The organism is Pseudomonas rhizozeae, from assembly GCF_031583775.1.
GTDB lineage: Bacteria > Pseudomonadota > Gammaproteobacteria > Pseudomonadales > Pseudomonadaceae > Aquipseudomonas.
In genome coordinates this window covers 24,376-46,984 of sequence record NZ_JAVLSB010000055.1, presented here as the reverse complement: position 1 = coordinate 46,984, position 22,609 = coordinate 24,376, and the positions used below count along the sequence as shown (strand labels likewise).

The 22,609-nt window shown below is 61.6% G+C and carries 17 protein-coding genes; 5 read left to right on the top strand and 12 right to left on the bottom strand.

The genetic code is table 11. From position 1 onward, the window contains the following. Nucleotides 1-41: 41 nt before the first annotated feature. The 5 genes from RG836_RS19555 to RG836_RS19535 are packed head-to-tail and all read right to left on the bottom strand — an operon-like array spanning nt 42 to nt 7,035. Complete coding sequence (locus RG836_RS19555; RefSeq protein ID WP_310848608.1) at nt 42-941, bottom strand: GNAT family N-acetyltransferase; 900 nt, start codon at nt 939-941, stop codon at nt 42-44. Beyond that, nucleotides 938-2,215, bottom strand: a complete 1,278-nt coding sequence (locus tag RG836_RS19550; protein ID WP_310848607.1) for a phenylacetate--CoA ligase family protein — start codon at nt 2,213-2,215, stop codon at nt 938-940. Before RG836_RS19550 ends, RG836_RS19555 begins: the two co-directional genes overlap by 4 nt. Further along, nucleotides 2,212-4,653 carry an acyl-CoA reductase gene (locus tag RG836_RS19545; protein WP_310848605.1) on the bottom strand — a complete coding sequence of 814 codons (2,442 nt, stop codon included), beginning with the start codon at nt 4,651-4,653 and terminating at the stop codon, nt 2,212-2,214. Before RG836_RS19545 ends, RG836_RS19550 begins: the two co-directional genes overlap by 4 nt. Nucleotide 4,654: 1 nt before the next feature. After that, a complete protein-coding gene (locus RG836_RS19540; RefSeq protein ID WP_310848603.1) occupies nt 4,655-5,791 on the bottom strand; it encodes a LuxE/PaaK family acyltransferase in 1,137 nt (378 codons plus the stop codon). Further along, the gene (locus RG836_RS19535; protein WP_310848601.1) at nt 5,788-7,035 is read right to left on the bottom strand and encodes an MFS transporter; all 1,248 of its coding nucleotides are present in this window, start codon (nt 7,033-7,035) and stop codon (nt 5,788-5,790) included. Before RG836_RS19535 ends, RG836_RS19540 begins: the two co-directional genes overlap by 4 nt. Before the next feature lie 582 nt (nt 7,036-7,617). Here RG836_RS19535 and RG836_RS19530 point away from each other — a divergent pair. Further along, on the top strand, nt 7,618-7,806 hold the full coding sequence (locus RG836_RS19530) for a hypothetical protein (RefSeq protein WP_310848599.1): 189 nt from the start codon (nt 7,618-7,620) through the stop codon (nt 7,804-7,806). 16 nt (nt 7,807-7,822) lie between these two features. Here RG836_RS19530 and RG836_RS19525 read toward each other — a convergent pair whose 3' ends face one another. Further along, nucleotides 7,823-8,203 (bottom strand): fe2+ zn2+ uptake regulation protein, encoded by a 381-nt coding sequence (locus RG836_RS19525; RefSeq protein WP_310848597.1) that lies wholly within the window; start codon nt 8,201-8,203, stop codon nt 7,823-7,825. A gap of 214 nt (nt 8,204-8,417) precedes the next feature. Here RG836_RS19525 and pvdQ point away from each other — a divergent pair, with 214 nt between their 5' ends. After that, nucleotides 8,418-10,766, top strand: coding sequence for a bifunctional acylase PvdQ (gene pvdQ / locus RG836_RS19520; protein ID WP_310848595.1), 2,349 nt, complete (start codon nt 8,418-8,420; stop codon nt 10,764-10,766). Nucleotides 10,767-10,835: 69 nt separating this feature from the next. Here pvdQ and RG836_RS19515 read toward each other — a convergent pair whose 3' ends face one another. Together RG836_RS19515 and RG836_RS19510 are read right to left on the bottom strand one after the other, a co-directional pair. Further along, nucleotides 10,836-11,858, bottom strand: coding sequence for a FecR family protein (locus tag RG836_RS19515; protein WP_310848593.1), 1,023 nt, complete (start codon nt 11,856-11,858; stop codon nt 10,836-10,838). Nucleotides 11,859-12,029: 171 nt separating this feature from the next. After that, entirely contained in the window at nt 12,030-16,874 is a 4,845-nt protein-coding gene (locus tag RG836_RS19510) for a dermonecrotic toxin domain-containing protein (RefSeq protein WP_310848592.1), read from the bottom strand. Nucleotides 16,875-17,111: 237 nt separating this feature from the next. Between RG836_RS19510 and RG836_RS19505 the strand changes: the two genes are divergently transcribed. Further along, on the top strand, nt 17,112-18,134 hold the full coding sequence (locus tag RG836_RS19505) for an Ldh family oxidoreductase (protein WP_310848590.1): 1,023 nt from the start codon (nt 17,112-17,114) through the stop codon (nt 18,132-18,134). 57 nt (nt 18,135-18,191) lie between these two features. On the opposite strand, the gene RG836_RS19500 is transcribed toward RG836_RS19505, so the two are convergent. Next, nucleotides 18,192-18,509 carry an ElaB/YgaM/YqjD family protein gene (locus RG836_RS19500; RefSeq protein ID WP_310848588.1) on the bottom strand — a complete coding sequence of 106 codons (318 nt, stop codon included), beginning with the start codon at nt 18,507-18,509 and terminating at the stop codon, nt 18,192-18,194. 178 nt (nt 18,510-18,687) lie between these two features. Between RG836_RS19500 and RG836_RS19495 the strand changes: the two genes are divergently transcribed. Continuing rightward, on the top strand, nt 18,688-18,942 hold the full coding sequence (locus RG836_RS19495; protein ID WP_310848587.1) for a hypothetical protein: 255 nt from the start codon (nt 18,688-18,690) through the stop codon (nt 18,940-18,942). Between the two features lie 6 nt (nt 18,943-18,948). Here RG836_RS19495 and RG836_RS19490 read toward each other — a convergent pair whose 3' ends face one another. Further along, nucleotides 18,949-19,857, bottom strand: a complete 909-nt coding sequence (locus tag RG836_RS19490; protein ID WP_310848586.1) for a LysR family transcriptional regulator — start codon at nt 19,855-19,857, stop codon at nt 18,949-18,951. An 83-nt stretch (nt 19,858-19,940) separates the two neighbouring features. Here RG836_RS19490 and RG836_RS19485 point away from each other — a divergent pair, with 83 nt between their 5' ends. Further along, nucleotides 19,941-20,864: a carbon-nitrogen hydrolase family protein gene (locus RG836_RS19485; protein ID WP_310848583.1), complete on the top strand. Its 924-nt coding sequence runs from the start codon at nt 19,941-19,943 to the stop codon at nt 20,862-20,864. 69 nt (nt 20,865-20,933) lie between these two features. On the opposite strand, the gene RG836_RS19480 is transcribed toward RG836_RS19485, so the two are convergent. Further along, a complete protein-coding gene (locus tag RG836_RS19480) occupies nt 20,934-21,407 on the bottom strand; it encodes an LEA/WHy family protein (protein ID WP_310848581.1) in 474 nt (157 codons plus the stop codon). Nucleotides 21,408-21,511: 104 nt separating this feature from the next. Then, nucleotides 21,512-22,510 (bottom strand): GTP 3',8-cyclase MoaA, encoded by a 999-nt coding sequence (moaA, locus tag RG836_RS19475; RefSeq protein WP_310848580.1) that lies wholly within the window; start codon nt 22,508-22,510, stop codon nt 21,512-21,514. Nucleotides 22,511-22,609: the final 99 nt, after the last annotated feature.

Sequence of the window (22,609 nt, the reverse complement as noted above, 5' to 3'; positions counted from 1 at the left end):
CGCCCATCGTTCGGCGCGAGGGGCGGTCACCCTCGCGCCATTCAGCCCATGGCCGCTGCCAGGCGCTGCATGTGCGAGCAGTCGATGGCCAGCGCCCGCGGTTTCACCCCGCGATGAAACAGCGCCAGCCACCCCTCAGGCCCCGGCGCGGGCATGATGCCGCTAAAGCGAAAACCCAGTGCCGATAAACGCTGCATGTCCTGGGCGAAGCTCAAGCCCAACCCGAGCTTCAGTGACACCAGCCAATGCGCCGGCAATCGGTCCAATTGCCTGAGAATCCGTTTGTCCAGGCGCTGGATCACCAGCTCGATACGCTCCTGCTGATACAACGTGGTCATCGCGGCCGGACTGATGCGCGGCCAGTTCGACTGGGTGCCGAAACGCAGCGTCAGCGGCTCCATCAATTCGCGACTATCCGCCGGCCATGCCAGCGGTGGCAGCGGACGGCGATGGCCCGCGACCATCTGGCAGCCGATGATCATAGTCTCCTGCGGCGACTGGCCGAACGGCGAGGCCACGTAATCCGGCAGCACGCCGCAGTTATGAAAGCCGATACCGCGCGCCAGCCGCTGGGTGTAGGGATGGCTGGTGACCTGCTTGATGCTCAGGGTATGCAGATGCAGTCGCGGCGCCCGGCGCACCAGCTCGCGACCCAGGCGAGTGGCGATGCACTGGCCCTGCGCCTGCGGGTGTACCAGCAACAGCGCCAATTCCGCCTGATGCCGATCTTGCGCGGAACGGCACAGCGCCGCGTGCCCGACCAGACGCCCAGCGTCCCAGGCCAGCAACGAGTACCACTGGCGCCGGGTATTTTGCTGGCCAACCATGATGGGTAGATAAACGTCCGGCTGTGGGTATCGCGGCCCGTATACCTCACTGAACAACTGGCTGACCGCATCGGCATCCTGCGGCTTGAAGGCTTTCAGGGTGACCGGGTTCATGGCTGGCGCTCCCGGCATTGGGCGCCGTAGTCGCGCAGGTCGATGATTCGGCGCAACTTGCCTGAGCGCGGGTGCAGCGAGAGTTGACTGGCCTTGCACGCGCGCACCTCGAATTGTAATTGGCCGTCGTCGATCAACTGCAGCAGCTCCCGATCGCTCCCAACCAATTCCTCCCACAACGCCTGCTCAACCGGCCTCGCGGTGCTGTCGGCCGCTTCCGGCACCCAGTTCAGGATAAAGCGGTCCAGGCTGCCGAAGCGCTCAACCCGCAGTTGCCACTGCGACGTGCCCGCCAGCCGGAGCAACACTTCGTCGAGCTGACTCATGAACAGCGAACGCACGCCGATGTGCACCCGCTGGCTCTGCGCACTGCGGCCCAGCAGCGCGAATTTGCGCTGCGGACCTGGCGGTTCGCGCCAACAGGCACGATCACCCACCGGGTAGCGCAGCAACGGCATCAGCGTGCGATTGAGGTTGGTCACCACCAGCAAGCCCGGACGATCACAGTCCTCGATGGTGTCGTGGGTCTGCTCGTCGACAATCTGCACCCGTACCTGCTCATCGAACACCCGATGCTCGCCCAAAACACAATCCCTGGCGCTGAAGCCAATCAGCCCGGCGTCGACGCAGGCGTAGCCGATCGACGCAATCCGAGCGTTGGGAAAGGCCCGTTGCAGGGTGCGCAACTGGTCGGCGAACAGGCTTTCACCGGCATACAGCAGTGTGCTGACTTGCGGCACTGCGCGCTGCGCCTCCAGCACATGCGCCGCATAACGCAGCAGTTGTGCGGGCACGCTGGCCAGGACGTTGATGTGGTGCTGTTCGACGGCTTGGTCGAGGGTGGCGAAATCCACCGCGCCGGAAAACGGAAACTCGCGCACGGTGACCTGGACATGGGCCAGCGCCTCGTGGACCAACAGGAAACTGGCATACAGGTCGCCGGCAAAGAACAGATTGGCCACGCGATCGCCCGGTGCCAGTTGTTGGGTGATTCGCTGGCCGAACAGGGTGAACATCTGCTGCCATTCCTGACGCGAAAACACGGCGAGTTTGCCGCGACTGGTGGAGCCACCGGTTTTGTAGATCAACGCATCTTCGGCCGGGCCGGTCAGTACCGGCCAGGTGTCCAAGGCCTCGTTACCGGCCCAATACTGCGCCTCCTCGAGCACTGGCAGCAGGTCGAGGCTGTAGGTTGACGGTGCGAGGTGCGCATAGTGTTGTCGGTAGAACGGCGAATGTTGCCGCGCGTAGTTGACCATTTCATCCAGGTTCATGGTTGCGCCGCTCCCGCATCGATTGCGGTGTTGTGCAAGCGTCTGTCCAGCAAATAAGGCACCTTGCCGCTGTGGGCGTTGCGCACGAATTCTGTTGGCAAGCGGTGGCGCACTTCCAGCGTCAACAGCCCGGTGTTGACCAGCAGCGCCAGGCTCGAGTGCTGTAGCAGGCGTTCGCGGACCAGCGTTTCGGGCTGGGCGCAGTTGAACTGCATGTGCTCGCCGCCATCGGCGCGGTAATCAAGCACGATCTGCGCGGCGCCGCCGGCCAGTTCGAGCAATTCGCTGCTGGAGATAAACTCCGAGGTGATCCGCAGCCATTTGCCGTGCCGCTGGTGCAGTTCGAAGCGCGGCGAGTCCAGCCCGCACGGGCAAGCGCCGGGCACCCAGCGACCGCTGTCGCCTACTTCGTAACGCCGCACCTGCTGACCTTCGCGGGCCAGGGAGGTAAATATCAGTCGACCGACCTCGCCGGCGGCCACCGGTGTGTCTTCCTGCAGGTCGACGATTTCCAGGTATTGGGCGTCAGTCAACAGGTGGAAGGTGCCGTCGGACGTGGCGGGGCAGGCGTGTCCGAGCGGCCCGGCATCCACCGAGCCATAGATGGCCGAGCGAATCACGTTGACCCCGCAGGCCTGCATCAATGGCCGGATCGCCTCACTGACATGCTCGCCGCTGAGGTACACCTTGCGCAGGCCGCCGTAGGCGTTAAGACGGGATTGCTCCAGGCTGAACAGGCGCTGCAGGGTGCTGGGCATGCCGATCAAGGTGTTGACGCGCTGGCTGACGATTAGCTCGGCGATTTCGCTGAAGTCATCCTCCAAGGGGGCGCCGATCGGGTACTGCGTGACGCCCATTTGTTCAAGGATCTTCGAGAAACTCGCCAGGCCACCGTATAGATTCGCGCCATAAAACAGGTTGGCCACGCGGTCCTGGCCTGGGTTCAGGCCCAGCGCGAACAACCCATCCGCCACCGCGCGCATTTGCCGGTTGAAGTCGCGGTAGCTGAAACCGGCCAGTGCCGGAGTGCCGCTGCTGCCGCCGGAACGGAAAAAAATCTGCGCCTGGTCCGAGGCCGACCGCGCCATGAAGCTCGGTTTGTCGAGGATCGGCTCACCGTCCAGTGCCGGAGCCACGGACCGTAGGCAATCGAGACTGGCGCGGTGGCTGAGGACCTCGCCTGGCAAACTCACCGACACGCGGCGGCTCAGACGGGTCAAGGCGTAGACCCCGTCGTGGGGTTCGCCGGCGTAGCCATCATGAATCGCGCCTGGGGTGGTGATTCGGCAAATACCAGCGAGCAGCAACGATCGGGCGATGTCCGCTGTGCGGGACGGCGCGACGATCAGCGCACAGCTTTGCAGGCGCGTACGCCACGGCAGCAGCAGGCTGCTCAGTTCTTTAAGCGGCGCGGGGCGTACCAGCAACGTCCGGAACAGCGGTGACGGCGCGAGCTGGCAACTGTGTTCCCACATCACTCGCCAACCGTCGCCGGACCAGACCTGCCCCGGTTGCCCGGCAAAACTCTGCTGCAAGCGCGCGATACTGACGCGGGTGCTGATTTCCGACGATTCCTGAGGCGAAGGCAGAAGGCTCGGCCAGCGCTCATGACGCCGGACGAAGGCCTCGGCCAATTGCTCGCCGATAGACTGCAGAACCTGCGGGTCTTCGCTGTCCACCAACACGCATTGCGGACTGGAGCAGGCCTGCTGGTCGAGCTGGCAGACTTCATCGATCAAGGCGTCGAACGCCGCGCCCGAAGCGGCTTGCGGGCAAACATAGGCGAGGCTGAGCTTGTGCCCCCAGTCGATCCAGCGGCAACCCATCGGCAGTTGTTCGCGGATCGCCTTGAGCGCCGCATCGCCGCCCCAGGCCGAAACGCCATCGGCATGGGCGCTGAGTAGCGGGATCTGCGCGGTACCGACCGGTAACACGGCCACGCAGTCGGCGAGTTGGCCACTGGGGTCTTCCGCCAGCCAGGCCGCGAGCAGGCGGGCGCTGAAACCTGCGTCACTGGAACTGGGGCGCAGCCAGTTGATGTTGCCCGCCAGCAAACCCTCAAGCACCGCGAGAAACGCCAGCAGCGGTGCATTGGACGGAGTCAGGTGCAGCACGAGCCCGAGGGGTTGCCAGCTTTCGAAATGGCTGGAGCGGTAATGGATGCGCCGTGTTGAGTGCGGCTGGTCGCCCAACTCGCGCTCCAGCTTGGCGCTCAACTGGCGCCTTTGGCAAAACGCGATCAGCATCTGCCGCTGTTCGGGATCGAGCGGCAAATCACAGGACGGTTGCGCGAGGCGCTCGGCAAAGCGTTGCGCACAACTGAGCAGCGCTTCGGTCTGCGGCCCGAGCATCAGTTGCGTGGCCAGGCGCGGACGCAGCAAGTCCAGCGCACCTTCGGCGGTCATGGCGGTGTGGAGTTGGCCATTGATCAAGTACATATCAGTGGCTCCCTAACAGTTCAGCGGCAGCCAGCGCGCAACTGCGGCTGGCGCTGGTGCCGGCGCGACCGTGCAGTTCGAACCAGTCAGTGGCCTGGGCGCAGCCGCAGTCGGCGGCGGGATGCAGAGTGGCCAGGTCGCTCATGACCACGGCATGCGCCGGACTGGAAGTGATGTAGGGTGAGAGAAACTGCAACAGACCGGGCTGGCCGTACGGCTGCACGGTGAAATCGCTGGGTCGGCGCACCAGCGCGCGAGCATAGACCGGGACGTGCAAGTGGTGATGTTCACATTCGATGTACGGCACGGCGTGCTCCACTGCGCCATACCCGTCGCGGCAGCGGTCCAGGGCAATGCCCAATTGCTGATGGATGCGCGCGTACAGGTCGGGCTTGGGGATTTGTTCATGGCTGCGGTTTTTCCAGCCACCGCCGAATAACACCAATGACTGCGGCGCCAGTTGAACATCGGTCACGCCGGTGTCACGCATGCGTTGCAGGGCCTGCCAGAGAAACGCCGGGAAGCCGAAAATCCGCACGGGCAAGCCTTCCTCGGCGAATTCCTGCAAGGCGCGGATTACACCGAAACAGTCGAACTCATGGGCGTCGGCCTGACCGGTGCGGCGCAAACCGTAGACCACGCGGTTGGCCGGCGCATAGCGGCAGAGGAACTGATCTGTGAAAGCGCTGCCCAGGGACGTGCGGCCCAGTGGCTCATAACTGAGCAACAGGTAATTGCATGGCGTTTGCGGGGTTTCCCAGCGGTAATGCTGGAAAATCGCGCTGACCATTCCTTGCGCCGCCGCCAGGCTGCGCGTGTCGTAGCGCATGCGACTGAATTGGCCACTGGTGCCGGACGACGTCAGTTCCATGGCCTCGACGCCACTGCTGCTCACCAACAGTCGCTGCTTGAAATAGTCCGCCGGGATCGGCGGTAGCCGCGACCAGTCATCCAACGTCAGTAGCGTCTGGGCGTCCAGGCCATGGGCGGCGAGCCAGGCCTGATATCCGGGAGAGTGCTGGCAGTGGAACCCGGTAATTTCTGCCATGGCGCGCTCAAACAAACCCTGGGGCAGGGCTTGCAGGCAATAGGGTTGTGTCGACGCACACAGTGCATCGGTATGGGGGAAGGTGTTCATGAAAGGACATCTCGTGGGTCAACGTTCGAATCAGTGGCAGGCGGCAGGCGCAGCAACCACGTTATAAGCAAGAGGTAGAGCAGACCCGCCAGGCTGGCGAGTAACGCGAAAGCGCTGGGGCTTTGGCCGGCGCCCGCCACGGTCAGCAGTGCGGCACCGACGCCCATGACCGAGATCGAGATCATCCCGATCAGCGCCGAGACCAGGCCTTTGCTGTGTCCGCTGGCGTTCATCGCCAGGCGGTACAAGGTCGCGTGGCTCATACCCAGCCCGACGCCGTACAGGCTCAGGCCGGTGAGGAGGGCTGCCAGTGGCCTATCGAAAGCGCTGAGTGGCGCGAGCAGGCCGAGCCCGGCCGCCAACGGCCATAGGCCGTGCCGCAATACCTGGGAGAGGCTGAGGCGGGCGATCAACCGACCGAGCAGCAGATTGCCGACGATCACTGCGGCAAACACCGGGACTTGCGCCAGCCCGTAGCCGACGCTGCTCATGCCCAATTGTTCGATCAATAACAGCGGCGACAGGCCGATCCAGGCCACCAGCGGCAGGCCCATGACGCCGAGCGCCAGGCTGGCGGTGACAAATCGGCGGTTGCGCAGCAGCGCCAGATAACCCTGGGCAATCGCGCCCAGGCGCAGTGCCGGTGTGGCAGCGTCGCGCGCAAGGGTCTCGGGCATGCAGCCGTAAAGTCCGAGCCAGGTCAGGGCGCCGATGCACGCCAGCAGCCAGAACAGCTCGCGCCAGCTCAGCCACTCCAGCAGCAGACTGCCCAGCAATGGCCCGAGCAACGGCGAGAGCAAGGCCATATTGCCCAGCAGCGCCATCAGGCGAACCGCGTCGGCTTCACAGAACAGCTCTTGCAGCGCCGGGTAACTCACCGCAATCACAAAGCCCAGGCCCATGCCTTGCAGCACCCGCAGCCATTGGAAGGCCTGGATGTTCGGCACCAGCACCATGGCGCCGCAGGCCAGGGTAAACAACGCGCAACCGATCAGCAGCAAGGGGCGTCGGCCAAAACGGTCCGACACCGGGCCGATCAGCCATTGCACCAGGATGCCGCCAATCAGGTACAGGTAGAACGCGGCGGGTACGTGCGCCGCACTGGCGCCCAGTTCATCGACAACCCCCAACATCGCCGGCATCATCAAGTCGCTGGCCAAGTAAGTGAGAAGTTCGAACACAATGACGCAAACAATAAACCCGAACATTCGGTGTTTATCAGGTGGAATAAGAGAACTAAACATTTTGTTTTTTGATCACTGAAGTTAAACCATGAATGGCCTTGGGTTACTTCAGATTAATCATAAAAAACGTCGAGAAAACTTGGCGATTGCAACCAGTTATGAGTGGCTGGCAGCGGTTTTTCAAAGCGACACAAAAAAGGCAAGATCCTTGAAACAGACCTTGCCCCTGCCAGTTGGAATTAATGCTCCGAAACGCCGAACCATATGCAGTTGAAAGCTTGTTGCGTTGTCGGAGATTGGCTATCGAGAGATTCAGTTATTAACTGGATTGCCGTTAGCCAGCATCGCGCTTGAGTTGTCGAGGGTAATAGTCCGGATTGCCTCGATCATGTTTGTGGTGCCCGCCGCCGTGGGGCAAGAAGGAAAAGCCGCACAGGATCAGGATGACCGAACGGGGGAATCAGCAGTGTGATTCGACGCACCCTTGCGCAGTCCTCATGGTTAACGCCGCAGTGAAGCGAAAAATCTTCATCGGTTGTAACATGTGACCCCGTTTGCCAAGTCGCATCCCATGATCGGGCAGGGACTTGGCATGCATTCGGATACAAACCCGATACACCTCTCACGGTTCAGGAACCCGCAATGACCCAGAAGCAACGTTTGAAATATTCGATTCTGATCTCTTTGATCGTACTGGCCATCATGCTCGGCCTGTCCTGGATGCAGAACGCCGGCATGATCAGCGAGCAGCTGTTCCAGTACATCGCCATTGCCGTGGCAGTGGTGGTCGTGGTGGCCAATGGCGTCATGCGCCGCAAGGTCAAGCCCTGAACGGCGCGCCGCGACCTTACTGACGGCCGGCGAGTAGCGCAGCGGCCTGCTGATGCAGGCTGTAGCTCTTGTCCGGGTTGAGCGTCAGTACCCCTTCGCTGCACAAGCGTTTCAACACTTCGCGCACACTGAGGAAGGACAACGGGATGTCCAGTTCCAGCAGGTGGCTGTGCACGCCGCGCACCCCCAGGCTGCGCTCTTCGGCGGCGGCGCAGAGCAAGGCGTCGATGACTTTCAGGCGGATCAGGCTGGTGCGCAGGCCATAGCTCTTAAGCAACTGGCGGATGCGTTCATTGCTGTGGCGCTCGGCGCTTTTCCCGAACACTCCAGTGCCCGGATTCATCGAAATGCCCGAGGGCGCGTGACTACCGTCCGATGGCAGGTGCGAGTTGTACATGTAAACACTCCTTTTCAGAGCCTGATCAGGAAAAATGGCTGCTCTTACATAACTAGACGTATGAGCGAGCGAAATCATGAAGCCTCGAATGTAGAAATTTTGTCACCGCAGCGTCGCAAACATCCAAAAAGTAAGTGGTTAAGGGTTTTCGACTAATTTTTCCCGGCACGGCTTCGTTATTCTCGGAAGGCCATTTTTCGACCCAGGAGTGAGCGTGATTATTTCCAGGCAGCGATCCACGTTGTGCATTGTCAGTGTGTTGTTGGGCGTAGGACTGAGCCTCGGCGCCAGCGCCCGGACCCAGGAGCAGGCCGCCAGTGTCGACATCCGCCGTACCACCTTTGGTGTCCCGCATATCAAGGCCGACAATGAACGCGGCCTGGGTTACGGCGTCGGTTACGCCTACGGCCAGGACAACCTCTGCCTGTTGGCCAATGAAGTGGTAACTGTCAACGGTGAGCGCTCGCGGTTTTTCGGGCCGGAACAGGTGACCCTGGAGCAGCGGGAAAACCTGGTCAGCGACTTGTATTTCAACTGGCTCAACACACCGACTGCGGTCAACGCGTTCTGGCAAGCGCAGCCGCCGCAGGTCAAGCAACTGATAGAAGGTTATGCGGCCGGCTACAACCGCGCATTGAGCGAGCGTCGTGCCCAGGGTTTGCCTGAACAATGCCGGGATGCCTGGGTTCGGCCGATCACTGCGCTGGACATCATCAAACTGACCCGACGCCTGGTGGTCGAGGGCGGGGTCGGCCGGTTTGCCGAAGCACTGGCCGGCGCCACACCGCCGCAAGCGGTGGCGCAGCGCACCAGCGATGACCAGGCCTTTGAATTGGCGGATGTGCGCATGCAGCGGTTCGCCCTGGATCGCGGCAGTAACGGTGTCGGCATCGGCAGCGAACGCTCGTTCAATGGCCGCGGGATGCTGTTGGCCAACCCGCACTTCCCGTGGATCGGCGGCATGCGTTTCTATCAAATGCACCTGACCATTCCGGGCAAACTCGACGTCATGGGCGCCGCGTTGCCGGGTTTGCCGATGATCAACATCGGCTTCAGTCAGCACCTGGCCTGGACCCATACCGTGGATACGTCCAAGCACTTCACCTTGTATCGCTTGCAGCTCGACCCCAAGGACCCGACCCGCTATCTGCTCGACGGCAAGTCCATCGCGATGACCCGCCAAAGCGTGACTGTGCAGGTCAAGCAAGCGGACGGCGAACTCAAACCGGTGACGCGCGAGGTCTACGGCTCGAGTTTCGGTCCGGTGGTGCAATGGCCGGGCAAGCTCGATTGGGACGCGCACTACGCCTATAGCTTGCGCGATGCCAACTTCGACAACGACCGGGTGCTCAAGCAGTGGTATGCGATGAACACCGCCAGCAACCTCAAGCAACTGCAAGCGTCGGTGCACGAAATCCAGGGCATCCCGTGGGTCAACACCCTGGCCGTGGATGATCAGGGACAGACGCTGTACATGAACGTCTCCGTGGTGCCGAACGTCAGCCAGGACAAGCTGGCGAAATGCAGCGATCCGCGGGCCGGTTTACAAATGTTTGTGCTCGACGGTTCTCGTAGCGGCTGTGCCTGGGACAACCACCCGAAAGCCGTGCAAAACGGTATTTACCCTTCGGACCAACTGCCGCAGTTGGCGCGCAAGGACTTCGTGCAGAACTCCAACGATTCGGCCTGGCTGACCAACCCGGCCCAACCCCTCAGCGAGTTTTCGCCACTGATCAGCCAAAGCGACAAGCCACTGGGCCTGCGTTCGCGGTTTGCGTTGGAACGGTTGAAGGCGCTGGCCGATAAACGCGTAGCGGTCAGCGACCTGCAAGCCTTGGTGATGGACGATCGGGTGTACCTCGCCGGCCAGGTGCTGCCGGATTTGTTGAAGTTTTGCAGTGCCGATCTCGGCGCCGATGCCGCCACCCTGACGCCGGTGTGCACCAGCCTCAAGGCCTGGGACGGCAGCGCCAATCTGGACAGCGGTCTGGGTTGGGTGCATTTTCAGCAGGTGATGGAAGCATTGCTGGAAGCGCCGGACGTCTGGCGCGTCGCCTTCGATCCCAAGGATGCGCCGCACACGCCTCGCGGCTTGGCGGTCGAGCGCGAGCCGGTGGCGGCACAGGTGCGCGCAGCGCTGCTGGCGTCGGCGCAGCAGGTCAAGGAATCCGGATTGCCGACCGACAGTCGTTGGGGTGATATCCAGGTGGTCAACAGCGGCGGTCAGTCGACGCCGATTCACGGTGGCCCAGGGACGCTCGGGGTGTATAACGCAATTCAGAGCGTGCCTGGCGAGGGCGGCAAGCGTGAGGTGGTCAGCGGCACCAGTTACCTGCAAGTGGTGACCTTTGACGAGCAAGGCCCGAACGCACAAGGGCTGTTGGCGTTCTCGCTGTCCAGCGATCCGACGTCGAAGTATGCCCGCGACCAGACGCAAGCGTTTTCGCAAAAGCAGTGGAGTGTGCTGCCGTTCAGCGAGGCGCAGATCAAGGCAGACCCGAATTACCAGGTCCAGACACTGCGCGAGCAGGATGACAAAGCAGGGAGCGTGGCCCAGCACTGAGGCAGGGCTGCTGATAGTGATGCTGATTCAGGCATAAACGAAGGCCGCTTCTCGCAAGAGACGCGGCCTTCAGCTTTTTGGCGGTTGTTGCGGCAGGGCGTTGAGCACCGGATTGCCGTCCTTGTTCTGGGTCAGGTAGACCGGCAGCACCTTGGGCAGCGAGGGCACGAGTCTTTTCATTTCATTGATGTTGTAGATACCGCCGATGCGCAAGCGGCCGGTGCCCTGATCAGCGATCATCACAGGGTTGGCCAGGTAGCGGTTGATCAATGGCAGCGCTTCGCTCAGGGGCAGGTTATCCAGCACCAGTTTGCCGCTGAGCCAGGCCAGCGCATTGTCAGTGGCGTAGGTCTGGCTGATCTGTGGGGAGAAATCACCGTCGCGATAACCGGCCTGCATACCTGCAGTCAGGCGCAAGCCGTCGCCAGGCAAAGTGTCGTTGCTGGTGACCAACACCGAGCCTTCTACCAGATTGACCCGGACCTGATCGTCGTACATCCATACATTGAATCGGGTGCCGGTCACACGCACCTGGCCTTTGGCGGCCTTGACGATAAAAGGATGACGGGTGTCGTGGCTGACAGTAAAAAACGCTTCGCCCTTTTTCAGGATGACACGGCGTTGATCCTTGAAATTGAGATACGTCAGGTCCGTGCCGAGGTTGAGCTGGACTTGCGTGCCGTCCTCAAGGGTGACCAGTCGGACACTGTCCTGCGCTTGAACGTGCTGATAGGCATTTGGCAACCAGCCCAGGTTCCAGCCGCTATAGGCCGCGACTGGCAATGCCAGGACGGTGATTGCCGCTGCCATGCCCCAGGTTCGCCAGGACGTGGTCGGTTTGACGGGCATGATGGCGACAGGCGTAGGAGCGGGATCAGGCGCAATGGCGGAACGAGGCAAGTGCTCGGCGACGTCCCAGATGTCGAGCATGGCGTCGTACTCGAAGGCATGCAGTGGGTCGGCGTCCCGCCAGAGTTCGAATGCCTGGCGTTCCGCCTCGGTGCAGTCTTCCGCATGCAGGCGCATGCACCAATGGGCAGCCGCATCAGTGATGGCGTCGTATTCGGCTTCCGAGTAAGTATGTTCAGTCATCGACTCTTCCTGATTTGCTGCATTCTAACCTTCGAGAGAGTCGCCGAGAACACGGTCATGGCAATTGCATATCAAACTTCATGTTTATTTTCAGATTATCAGGCGATAGGGCCATCGGATTACCTCGGTTATTGCTAATCAGTGATTAAGAAACTATTAAACTCGCCCATTTCAAGGTGAGATATCCGTAGTGCCGGATACTGGATCCAACTGCCGGCCCATTTCGCAGATCAAATAAGCCACCGAATCGGCATTGCGCAAAATGGTGTCGATTCGCCGTTGGGCCGAGTCCACGTCGAGAAAGGCTTGGCGCGCATCGTCAATAGTCTTGGCCCCGGTGGCAGCTTTGACGGCTTTGGCCACGCTGGTTGTGCCGGGGACGTCGCCGAAATCCTGCCAGATATTCAATAAGCTGTTCCAGCGTGCGAACAACTCTTCTCTCGGCGTATTAAGCGAGAGGGCGTTGCGTTGGAAATCCACCTGACTTTGCTTCATCGCCGCGCCGAATCCGGTGATCGGCGCGATAAGATCGCTAAAGGGCCGGCGTGCTTCAAGGAAAGCGATATCGACGGTAGCGGAAAACAGGTGGGAAAATTCGTGGATGATCGTTGCAGCCTGAGCGTGAGCGGTGACGTCAAACGGCACCGTCAAACAGGATTTGTACCAGTCCAGCTGCGGATCGAAAAACAACTCGGTGAAATGCACGGCTTTTTCCTGATCCTCGCCGACCACGAACGCAATTAGTTTGCTGTGTGGCGAGGCGTTCGATCCGACAACAAAACGTTTTGAATCCAGGTCATCCAGCATCGGATCCACCAGCGCTGTGCAAATGGGCACGACCACCGCTTTGATTTTGTCCATCAGGCTGGCGTCAACGGTGCTGACGTCGAACATCTCTTTGAAGAAGCGCTCGAGGCGTGCCGTGGTGGCGTTGATCCGCGCTAACGCCATGTTGTGCATGGCATTGAAAGCGTAGAAACGCGCAAGGTCCAGGGCGTGAATGATGACGCGGGCCTTCTCTGGATACTTGCGGCGAATCTCATCCATGCCGCGCGCCTCGACGTTAAGAAACAATTTGACGTAGCCACGGGTCGCATGCCGATTGTGCATCAACGACATCGCCTTGCCGGTATGAACGCTGTGTTGGTCTAGGTCCAGCACCGGCTGTTGATCAGTGACGATGCGCACGTAAGGGCCGGGATAGGCCTCGCCGACCAGGCGCCACAAAGGCCCGTCTCGACGCACCGGGTAAACCTTGCCGGCAATGGCCGCGTAATGCTGCTGGCTGACGGGAGCCTGATGAGTCCCATGAGTGGTGCGTCGGCCCAGGTCCGCCAGCGCCAGGTCGCGGTTTTCGAAGGCTTGCAGACGTGTTCTGCGCGGATCGGTGATGTGCAGGGCCGACCAGACAGGGGCGACGATGGGCGCTTCAGCGTGCCAGGGCAGGGCGGGTGTCGGTTGCGCGGATGGCGTGCCGCTTTCACGCTCGGAGGCGTGCATCATCCGGCCCAGGTTGACCATTTGCGCGGCACCGGAAATGAACGCTTCGAGGGCGCTCCCCCATTGATGGTTTTGTAATGCCTCGGCCGACGCCTTGAAGTCCTGGTAACTGTGCCAAAGAAATACGCCATAACCGAGTTTGCCCGGCAAAAAGCTCACCGCGCGTTTGATCCCGCTGACCAGCAGTTCTTTAAGCGCAGCCCAGTCCGATTGACCGCGCGTATCACGTTGGCCATCGAGCATCAGCATCAGTAGATCGTGGTTGTCGAGGTAAAAGCGCTGGAGCAGGTTGCCCGCGATGGGCGTATTTCCCAAGGTGACTTCGGATGTTTGCCTGACCGTGGATTTGAACAGGTTGGTGAATGTGGCTTGCTGTGACGCTGGCAGGCGCCGAATCAGCAAGTCCTGCAATGCCCCGGGTGTGTTGAAAGCGGCGATGACTGCCGCTTCATCGCTGAACTCCAACAGCCCGTGGTCGACGGCATAGGGGCAGTACAGCAGGTGTGGTCCGGCCTGGCCGGCGCCCGGGCCCATCAGATACATGCCCAATGCTTTGACGGCGGTCGCGCCGCTGGTGGCCAGCAGTTCCACCGGGCGCACGACCGCCGTAGCGCCATTGATCAGGCCTCGGGCGATGCCGTCCGGCATATCCAGCACTTGCTTGAGCACGTCGAATGCTCCTTTGGAGATCCGCTCCTGCAACATCAGGGCGTGTCCATGGTGCAACAGTTGCCAGGGCACCTGGCGCATGAATCGCTGCCGGCTGATGTTGACCTGTGGATCGCTGCCAGTCAGCCGAGCTTTCAATAGAGCGGTGTAGGCGCTCTTGATGTTGAGTTGCAAGGTCATCTGCCGCACGGCGCCCGCATCCAGCCCGGCGGGCAACGTTTTGCCGGCCTGCGCGCTCACCGTGAAGCCGCTGCCCTGCAGTGCCGAGACGTGGTTCAGGGCGAAGTCGGTCAGGCTTTGCACTGGCCCGGCCAGTGTCAGGTGCGGCGTGATCAACACCTGATCGGCGTCGAGGAACTGCCCGCTGAAGCGGCTTTTCTGCAAGTTTTCAAGTTGCTCGCGTACATAATCGGTCAGGGGTTTGAGACCGTGCAGGTAGTCCTGGTCGTCGGTGACGCTTTGGCGGTATTGCTCCAGCAACTCCAGGTGCAGGGCCTGTTCGGTAAGGGAGGTCATTGCCAGCCAGGGCGGCAGTGATTGCTGGGTGATGATGCTTTGAGCGACTGCCGCTGTGCGAGCCATGCCCGTGGGGACGGGCAGGGTTTTCAAGCGACCAAGCGCTCTGGTCTGGCGGTCGGCACTGAGATTGAGCAAGCGGACCTGATCGCATGCCGACAAGTAATGCTCCAGCGCCGATTGCAAGCGTGTTTCCAGCACATGGCCTTCGATCAGCCGCAAGGGTCCGAGGCGGTAAGTGCGATGGAAAGGACGTGACCCGATGGGGGCATTTTCCAGCAGGCTCATTCGAGCGACGTCGTTATTCAAACGCTGATCCAGCTCGGTACGGGCAGACTGTATCGAGTCGAAGACTTCCAGCCCCCTGGCGGGCGTCCATAAAATGGCCAGTCCGGAGTGACGTGGATCCAGGCCGCCGCGTTCGGTCATCAGTAAACAATGGGCCAACGGCACCCTGTGCAATTGCCCGGAACACACCAGCGTCAGCCACCAGGCGTCCGGGCGAAAACCGTTCAGCCCCGGACGCCGTACGCGGTTCGGTCGATCAGGGTTGAGCACGCATTCGACGATCGCGCGCGCGTTGGCCTGTAAGGTGCCACTGAGCACGCGAAGCTCAGCTTCACTGCGGATGGCCACCGCCCAGGCATGGGCGAGACGGGGTTTGATGCGTTCGATAAAGGCGCGTTGCAACGCTGCGGTGGCAATGGGTTGCTGCGCCCATTCCTGCTGCAACGGCGAGTCGATGCTGGAGCACGTCTTCAGCGCCAGTGCAGCCTTGTCGGCCAGAACCCGGCCAGGCCCTTGCTGACCGACGATCACCGGCGAGGTGCTCCAGCGCCCGCCGGCCTCGAGCACGGTCAGTTGTGGATCGAGCATCCCGCGGATATCCAGCGATTGGTCGAACAAGGCGTGCACGTCGACCAGGCCATCGCTGTGGCGAAATACCGACAGTGCATAGTCGAGATTGCGTTGTTGTTTGCTGAGGATGGTGTCGAACAGCGTCGCAAACACGGGGCCGTTAATCGCTGCACCGGAAATGCCAGGTTGGCTGAAACCAATGAAGCGCTGGCGTTCCTCCTGCGTCAGCAAGTCATACAGTTCGTCTTCGTGGCCCACGGCGCTGAATTTGACTTTCACCGTGTCGAGCAGGTCCTGGTAGTTGTCCAGCACCTGCAAGCCACTGGCGGGGGTGTAGAGGTAAGCTTTTTGCTGCTCGAGCATCAAGGAACCGGCCAGCTCGACATAGTCCGGCGGGTATTCCCACAGGCGCACGCTTTCAACGGTCAGCGGCGGCGTGCCGACAGACTTGTCGCGATCAAACAGACTCATCAGCGCTGCGCTTTGGGTGGGCGTAATGATGCGCTCCTGGCGTTTGAACAGCAGGTCTGCTCGGGCCTTGTCGCTGATGGCCTGGGTAAACAACTGCCGGCGCGATACCCCGGTAACGGCGTCAGTGTTCCAGAAGGTTTCCAAGTGGCTGGCGAGTTGCCGAGTCAGGCTTTCCGCGGTGGTCTTGACTGCGTTATCCCAGTGTTGCTGATCCTGATTGCCCGCCGATGGCGGACGCTGCGGGTGGGTGAACTCACGGACTCGCCCCCTCGGCCAGCCTTGTTGTCGGTAGTAGAGCAGCACGGCGTCGGCCAGCAACATGGAATCGACCCAGCGTCGCGGCGCCGGGGTTCCTTCTACGGATGGGCTGCCGCTGTAGAAGCTGACGTGCGTAACGCGTTGATCAAGGCCCGGCATGGCCGTGCGCAAGGCGTCGTTGAGCATCCGATTCAGCAGCTCGGTCAAGCTAGGCAACTGCAGCAGCGAGGTGAGCAGGCGTTGCGCATTGGCCCGTTGGTTGTCGCGGATCTGCGCTTTCTGATCGTCGAACACATCGCCGCTGATCACCGCTGAACCCAGGCTCAAAGGAGCGGTGTCTTCCAGTGACTGGCGCTGATCCAGGGACAATAGACTCACCAGCTCAGCCCTCGACGCCGGATCGGCCAACCTGCCGCTGAGCGTGGTTTTCAGCAGGGCCAGGCTATCGAATTTTTCCAGACCACCGTAGGGCGTATAGAGCAGCGCGCCCTGGTCCTCCGGCGTCGGATGCAGCACTAAGCTGCCGGACAGGGGAAGGTCGGGCTGGCCGCTGCGCTGGATCAGCAAACGCTCGACGGTCATGGCCGGCGTTTGCGCACTGCGCAAGGCCTGGGTGGACAAGTTGACGTGGCTGAGCCAGGCGAAGTCCTTGAGGCTCAGGCCGTAGGTGGTGGCCCAATCACGCCAGGAACCACGGTTTTCTAGAGCTTCTGGGAAAAACAGCGGAGCTGGGGCTACTGGCATGGCGGGTTCTGGCATAGCGGGTCTCACGGTTGGTGTCGCAGGACCTGGCCTGCAAATCGAGGCCCAGACTAGAAAACCCTTTGCGCTGGGGTGCGGTACATAGTTACCGCAGGCAAATTTATTGACGTGCTATGCACCTGTTGACAGAAGCCTCGTCACGCGTTGTTTAATCGGTGGCTTGGCATACCTCGTTCTCGGCTGTTGCCCCCTCCAATAATGAATAAGCTGGAGCTTCAGATGTCTGCGCAAAATGAACCAGTCCACCTCGCGTTCGATGCGTTAGTGAGCTTGCTGCAACAGATTTTCGTCCGTCACGGCACCTCCGCTGAAGTGGCCGAAACTTTGGCGCTCAACTGCGCTGGCGCTGAGCGCGATGGCGCCCACAGTCACGGCGTGTTCCGCATCCCCGGTTACGTGTCGACACTCAACAGCGGTTGGGTCAATGGCCGCGCGGTACCGGTGGTCGATGACGTGGCGTCCGGTTTCGTGCGGGTCGATGCCGGGGGTGGCTTCGCCCAACCTGCGCTGGCGGCGGCCCGCCCGTTACTGGTGGAGAAAGCGCGGAGCGCCGGGATCGCGGCGCTGGCCATTCACAACTCGCATCACTTCGCCGCGTTATGGCCGGATGTCGAACCTTTCGCCGAAGAAGGCCTGGTGGCCCTGAGCGTGGTCAACAGCATGACCTGCGTGGTGCCGCACGGCGCTGATCGGCCGCTGTTCGGCACCAATCCGATCGCGTTCGCCGCGCCGCGTGCTGACGGCGGACCGATTGTGTTCGATCTGGCCACCAGCGCCATCGCCCACGGCGACGTGCAAATTGCCGCGCGCAAGGGCGAAAAATTGCCAGCGGGGATGGGCGTCGACAGCCTCGGCCAGCCGACCCAGGACCCGAAAGCCATCTTGGAGGGCGGCGCCTTGCTGCCGTTCGGTGGGCACAAGGGCTCGGCGCTGTCGATGATGGTTGAACTGCTGGCGGCAGCGCTGACCGGCGGCAATTTCTCCTTCGAGTTCGATTGGTCCAATCATCCTGGGGCCAAAACCCCGTGGACCGGCCAACTGATGATCGTCATCGACCCGAGCAAATCTGCTGGCCAACCGTTTGCCCTGCGCAGCCAGGAACTGGTGCGGCAGATGCACGCCGCCGGATTGCGGCGCTTGCCGGGGGATCGTCGCCATCGGGAGCGGGAAAAGTCCGCCGCTTCGGGGATCGCCCTCGACGCCGCCGCGCTGGCGCAGTTGCGAGAATTGGCGGGTGAATAAACGCCAGGCACAAAAAAGGCGAGCCGCAGCTCGCCTTTTTCTGTGCCGGATGCCGAATTAACGGCGGCCCAGCAGCAGCCCAACGACCAGGCCAAAACCAGCCGAAACGGCCACGGTCTGCCAAGGGTGACCGCCGATGTAGCTTTCGGTGGCGTCTACGGCCGGCTTGGTGCGATCACGCACGCTGGACACCGAATCCAGTGCCTGTTGCAGTTTTTGCGCGATTTGCCCGCGCAAGGTTTCGGCTTCCTCGCCCACCAGCGAGGCACTGCTCTTAAGGAGTTTGTCCGACTCTTCGATCAGCGCCTGGAGCTCGCTGAACGCTTGATCCTTGATTTGTTCTTCGATGGTTTGCGCGGCATTTTTCCGGGCCATTGTGTGCTCCTTGTAGACGGTAGGCTTGCAGGTGGTAAAGCAGTGAACAATGGAGTCCGCGTGTTGGGTAAAAGTTGCAGCGTTTTTGCACTTGGCGCCGAGCACGGAGATAAATCCACGTCAGACGAAGCGGTCGCACGGTGTAAGATGGCGCCAATTTACACAGCAGGAAATTTCCATGAGCTTCAATCTGGCCGATAAACCCCTCGCCGAACGCGCCGCCCTCGAAGACGAAAAGTCCCGTTTATTCGACCTCTGGCAAAGCAACCTGGGCAAAGCCAAGGGTGAAGCCGCACGGTTGTTTGGCGAGCGCAGCAAGCGCAAAGGCAAATGGTCCGAGTGGGTCCGCTCGGAGCTGGACGGCATGTCGCCGCCCGAGTTCTCCAACATGGTGCGCAGCGAAGTCAATCGCCTGATGGCTGCCAGCAAATAAACGCCGTCAGCTGAAACTGGCGACAATCGCCTCGCGCACGATTAGCAGCAGCGGGTCCTGGGCAGTGTGGGTGCGCCAGCCGAGTTCGATCGGGTAACGCGGCAGCGCCAGCGGGCAGGGCAGCAGCGTCAGCCCGCAGAGTGCGGCGATGCTGCGGGCCGCGTGCCCGGGAATGGTCGCCACCGCATGGCTGCCCTTGAGCAGGTGCGGCAGCGCGGCAAAATGCGTGGTCGAGGCGCAGACCCGCCGGCTCAGCCCGACCGCCGCCAAGCCCTCGTCGGTGATGCCGATAAACCCACCCGACGACACCAGAATGTGTTCGCGCGCCACGAACTCCTCAAGGCTCAACATCGGTTGCCCTTCAGCCAGGCTGATCGGGTCGACCAGGCATTGATAGTCGCCTTCGCCCAGGACTTGGCGGCTGAGTAAGCGTTCGGTGAACCCGCCGGCGGCGATCGCCACATCGATGCTGCGCTCCAGCAGCGCCTGGCCGACGATCTGGCTGTGAGTCTGACGGAAAATCAGCCGAAGCTTCGGTGCGCGGAGGGCAATCTCTTCGATCAGCCGTCGTCCGTAGGCGATCTCAAAATCATCCGACAGCCCGAGCGTCACCGAGCGTCCGTCGAAGTGCTGGCCCGCCGGATCGACCATGGCCAGGCTTTGCCGGCATTTGTTCAACGCTTCGCTGACCACCGGTTTCAACTGGTTAGCCCGCAGCGTCGGCGCCAGGCCGCGCCCGGTACGCACAAACAGTTGGTCGCTATACACCTCGCGCAAGCGGCGCAATGCCGCACTCACCGCCGATTGCGTGACGTTGAGGCGCAGCGCCGCGCGGCTGGCGCTGGATTCGTCGTGCAATGCTTCGAAAACCTTGAGCAGGTTGAGGTCAACGTCGGCGATATTCATTGGGCTCATATCATTAACAAGTGAAGGTGGCTTTATTCATGATCGGGGCCCGTCGCACAATCAGCAACCCCCACTGTCATGGAGTTCGCGGAATGCCCAAATCAATCGTTGCTGCGTTGCAAATCGGTTCGCTGCCCGGCGGCAAGGCTGAGACTCTGGAGCAGATTCTGTCGTGGGAACAGGCCATCAGTGAATCGGCGGCGCGGCTGGTGGTGATGCCGGAGGCCTTGCTCGGCGGCTATCCGAAAGGCGAAGGCTTCGGCACACAACTGGGTTATCGCTTGCCCGAGGGCCGTGAGGCCTTTGCCCGCTATTTTGCCAACGCGATTGACGTGCCGGGCGTGGAAACCGAAGCCTTGGCCGGGCTCTCGACGCGTACCGGGGCAAGCCTGGTGATTGGCGTGATCGAACGCAGCGGCAGCACTTTGTTTTGCACAGCGCTGCATTTCGAGCCCGAGCATGGCCTGGTGGCCAAGCACCGCAAACTGATGCCGACCGGCACCGAACGGCTGATTTGGGGGCAGGGCGATGGTTCGACGTTGTCAGTGATCGACAGCCAGGTCGGGCGCATCGGCGCGGTGGTGTGCTGGGAAAACATGATGCCGCTGCTGCGCACGGCGATGTATGCCAAAGGGGTCGAGGTCTGGTGCGCGCCGACCGTCGATGAGCGCGAGATGTGGCAAGTCAGCATGCGCCACATCGCCCATGAGGGTCGCTGCTTTGTGGTCAGCGCCTGTCAGGTTCAGGATTCGCCCGAGGCGTTGGGGCTGGAAATCGCCAACTGGCCGGCGGACCGTCCGTTGATCGGTGGCGGCAGCGTGATCGTCGGGCCGATGGGTGACGTGCTGGCCGGGCCGCTCAAGGGCAGTACCGGTCTGCTCACGGCACAGATCGACACCGATGACCTGGTGAAAGCGCGCTATGACTACGATGTGGTCGGACACTACGCGCGGCCTGATGTGTTTGAGTTGAGTGTGGATGAGCGGGTGAAGACGGGGGTTCGTTTTATCCAGTGAGGTGTGAGCTGTGCTGCTGGCGTCATCGCAGGCCAGCTCCCACAGGGTTTTGGGTAAATTTTGGAGGGGTTACCAACTGGCCGCAGCGCCGGGCAGGCTGAGGTTGCCGCTGTCGACGAAGCGCATGGTGCCGAACAGGCCGCCCGCCAGTTTGCCGCGCAGGACGTAGGGCAGGTTGTCCAGGGATTGGGTCTGGCTCAGGCCCAGGGTCTGGCGCAGGACCGAGAACGCCGAGACGCTGACGGGGACGGTCAGCACCGCTTCGGAAAAACGCGCGATGCTGCCGCTCTGATCACTCACGCCAGACGCCAACGGGCGACCGTTGACTTCCAGATTCAGCGCCACGCCGTTGTAGTCGATTGCGGTTTCGTTGGGGTTTTGCAGCCGCAGTTTCACAGCGAAGCGCACTTCAAGATCCTGACTCTGCAGCGGCTCGATGCCCACCACGTTGATGTTCAGCGGATCCCGTTGCGGCAGCAGGGCGCAAGCGCTGAGGGTCAGTAACAGCAGGGATGACAGGGCGAAACCGATGAATCTGGGCATGGACAGGCTCTCGACAAAAATGGCGACGCCCCGTGGAGCACAGCGGGCGCCTCCACACTGCGACCGCGTGGTTGGCAGGTCGTTCGCTGTCCGTGGCTTGGGCGTTAGCCGCCCGTCATGTTCATGAACCGCACCACTTGCACGTCATCGTTGAGTTCAAAATTGTGGCGATAGGGCTTGAGTTTCATCGCCTCGATGATCGCCGTGTCCAGCCGCTCCGGGTGTCCGGGGTGGGCGCGCAGCACGGCTTTGAGGTCCACTGCGTGTTCGTTGCCCAAGCACAGCAATAAACGGCCTTCAACCGTCAAACGTACGCGGTTGCAGGTGCCGCAGAAGTTGTGGCTGTGCGGGGAAATAAAGCCCAGGCGAATCTCAGGTGCCTCCGCCAAGCGCCAGTAGCGCGACGGACCCTGGGTCGATTCGGCAGACTCGATCAACGTATAACGTTCGGCGATGCGTTCGCGGACTTGGGCGCTGGAGTAGAAAGATTCGGCACGGCTGTGTTCGCTGATGGTGCCGAGTGGCATTTCTTCGATAAACGAGATGTCCAGTTGCCGATCGATGGCGAACGCCACCAGTTCATTGATCTGGTCGTCGTTGCGGCCCTTCATCACCACGCAATTGAGCTTGGTGTGTTGGAAACCGGCGGCGTTCGCGGCGTCGATGCCACGGATCACTTGGCTCAGGTCACCGGTGCGGGTCAGTTCGCGAAAGCGCTCCGGGTCGAGGCTGTCGAGGCTGATATTGAGGCGCTTGACCCCGGCCTCGAACAGCGGCAGGGCGAGTTTTTCCAGTTGCGAGCCGTTGGTGGTCATGCACAGTTCACGCAGGCCGGGCAGGGCGGCGATGCGTTCACAGAGGCCGACCACGCCGGGACGAATCAGCGGCTCGCCACCGGTCAGGCGAATCTTGCGGGTACCCAGGCCAACGAAGCTTTCCGCCAGTTGATAGATTTCTTCAAGGGTCAGCACCCGTTGGCGGGGCAGGAACTGCATATCTTCAGCCATGCAGTAGACGCAGCGAGAGTCGCAGCGATCGGTCACCGACATGCGCAGGTAGTCGACGCGTCGGGCAAAGCCATCGATCAACACTCGTTCTGACATGACATCCTCGATTGGCGGTGCGGGTCGAAGTGACCGTGCACGCGGGCCGCAACACCGTCGATGTGCGTCGTCGCAGGTTAAAAGCTCTGCGCGGTGCCG

Excerpts from the sequence above, each read along its gene's own strand:
- RG836_RS19555 (WP_310848608.1), bottom strand. The coding sequence starts at position 941 with ATGAACCCGGTCACCCTGAAAGCCTTCAAGCCGCAGGATGCCGATGCG.
- RG836_RS19550 (WP_310848607.1), bottom strand. The coding sequence starts at position 2,215 with ATGAACCTGGATGAAATGGTCAACTACGCGCGGCAACATTCGCCGTTC.
- RG836_RS19545 (WP_310848605.1), bottom strand. The coding sequence starts at position 4,653 with ATGTACTTGATCAATGGCCAACTCCACACCGCCATGACCGCCGAAGGT.
- RG836_RS19540 (WP_310848603.1), bottom strand. The coding sequence starts at position 5,791 with ATGAACACCTTCCCCCATACCGATGCACTGTGTGCGTCGACACAACCC.
- RG836_RS19535 (WP_310848601.1), bottom strand. The coding sequence starts at position 7,035 with ATGTTTAGTTCTCTTATTCCACCTGATAAACACCGAATGTTCGGGTTT.
- RG836_RS19530 (WP_310848599.1), top strand. The coding sequence starts at position 7,618 with ATGACCCAGAAGCAACGTTTGAAATATTCGATTCTGATCTCTTTGATC.
- RG836_RS19525 (WP_310848597.1), bottom strand. The coding sequence starts at position 8,203 with ATGTACAACTCGCACCTGCCATCGGACGGTAGTCACGCGCCCTCGGGC.
- RG836_RS19515 (WP_310848593.1), bottom strand. The coding sequence starts at position 11,858 with ATGACTGAACATACTTACTCGGAAGCCGAATACGACGCCATCACTGAT.
- RG836_RS19510 (WP_310848592.1), bottom strand. The coding sequence starts at position 16,874 with ATGCCAGTAGCCCCAGCTCCGCTGTTTTTCCCAGAAGCTCTAGAAAAC.
- RG836_RS19505 (WP_310848590.1), top strand. The coding sequence starts at position 17,112 with ATGTCTGCGCAAAATGAACCAGTCCACCTCGCGTTCGATGCGTTAGTG.
- RG836_RS19500 (WP_310848588.1), bottom strand. The coding sequence starts at position 18,509 with ATGGCCCGGAAAAATGCCGCGCAAACCATCGAAGAACAAATCAAGGAT.
- RG836_RS19495 (WP_310848587.1), top strand. The coding sequence starts at position 18,688 with ATGAGCTTCAATCTGGCCGATAAACCCCTCGCCGAACGCGCCGCCCTC.
- RG836_RS19490 (WP_310848586.1), bottom strand. The coding sequence starts at position 19,857 with ATGAGCCCAATGAATATCGCCGACGTTGACCTCAACCTGCTCAAGGTT.
- RG836_RS19485 (WP_310848583.1), top strand. The coding sequence starts at position 19,941 with ATGCCCAAATCAATCGTTGCTGCGTTGCAAATCGGTTCGCTGCCCGGC.
- RG836_RS19480 (WP_310848581.1), bottom strand. The coding sequence starts at position 21,407 with ATGCCCAGATTCATCGGTTTCGCCCTGTCATCCCTGCTGTTACTGACC.
- moaA (WP_310848580.1), bottom strand. The coding sequence starts at position 22,510 with ATGTCAGAACGAGTGTTGATCGATGGCTTTGCCCGACGCGTCGACTAC.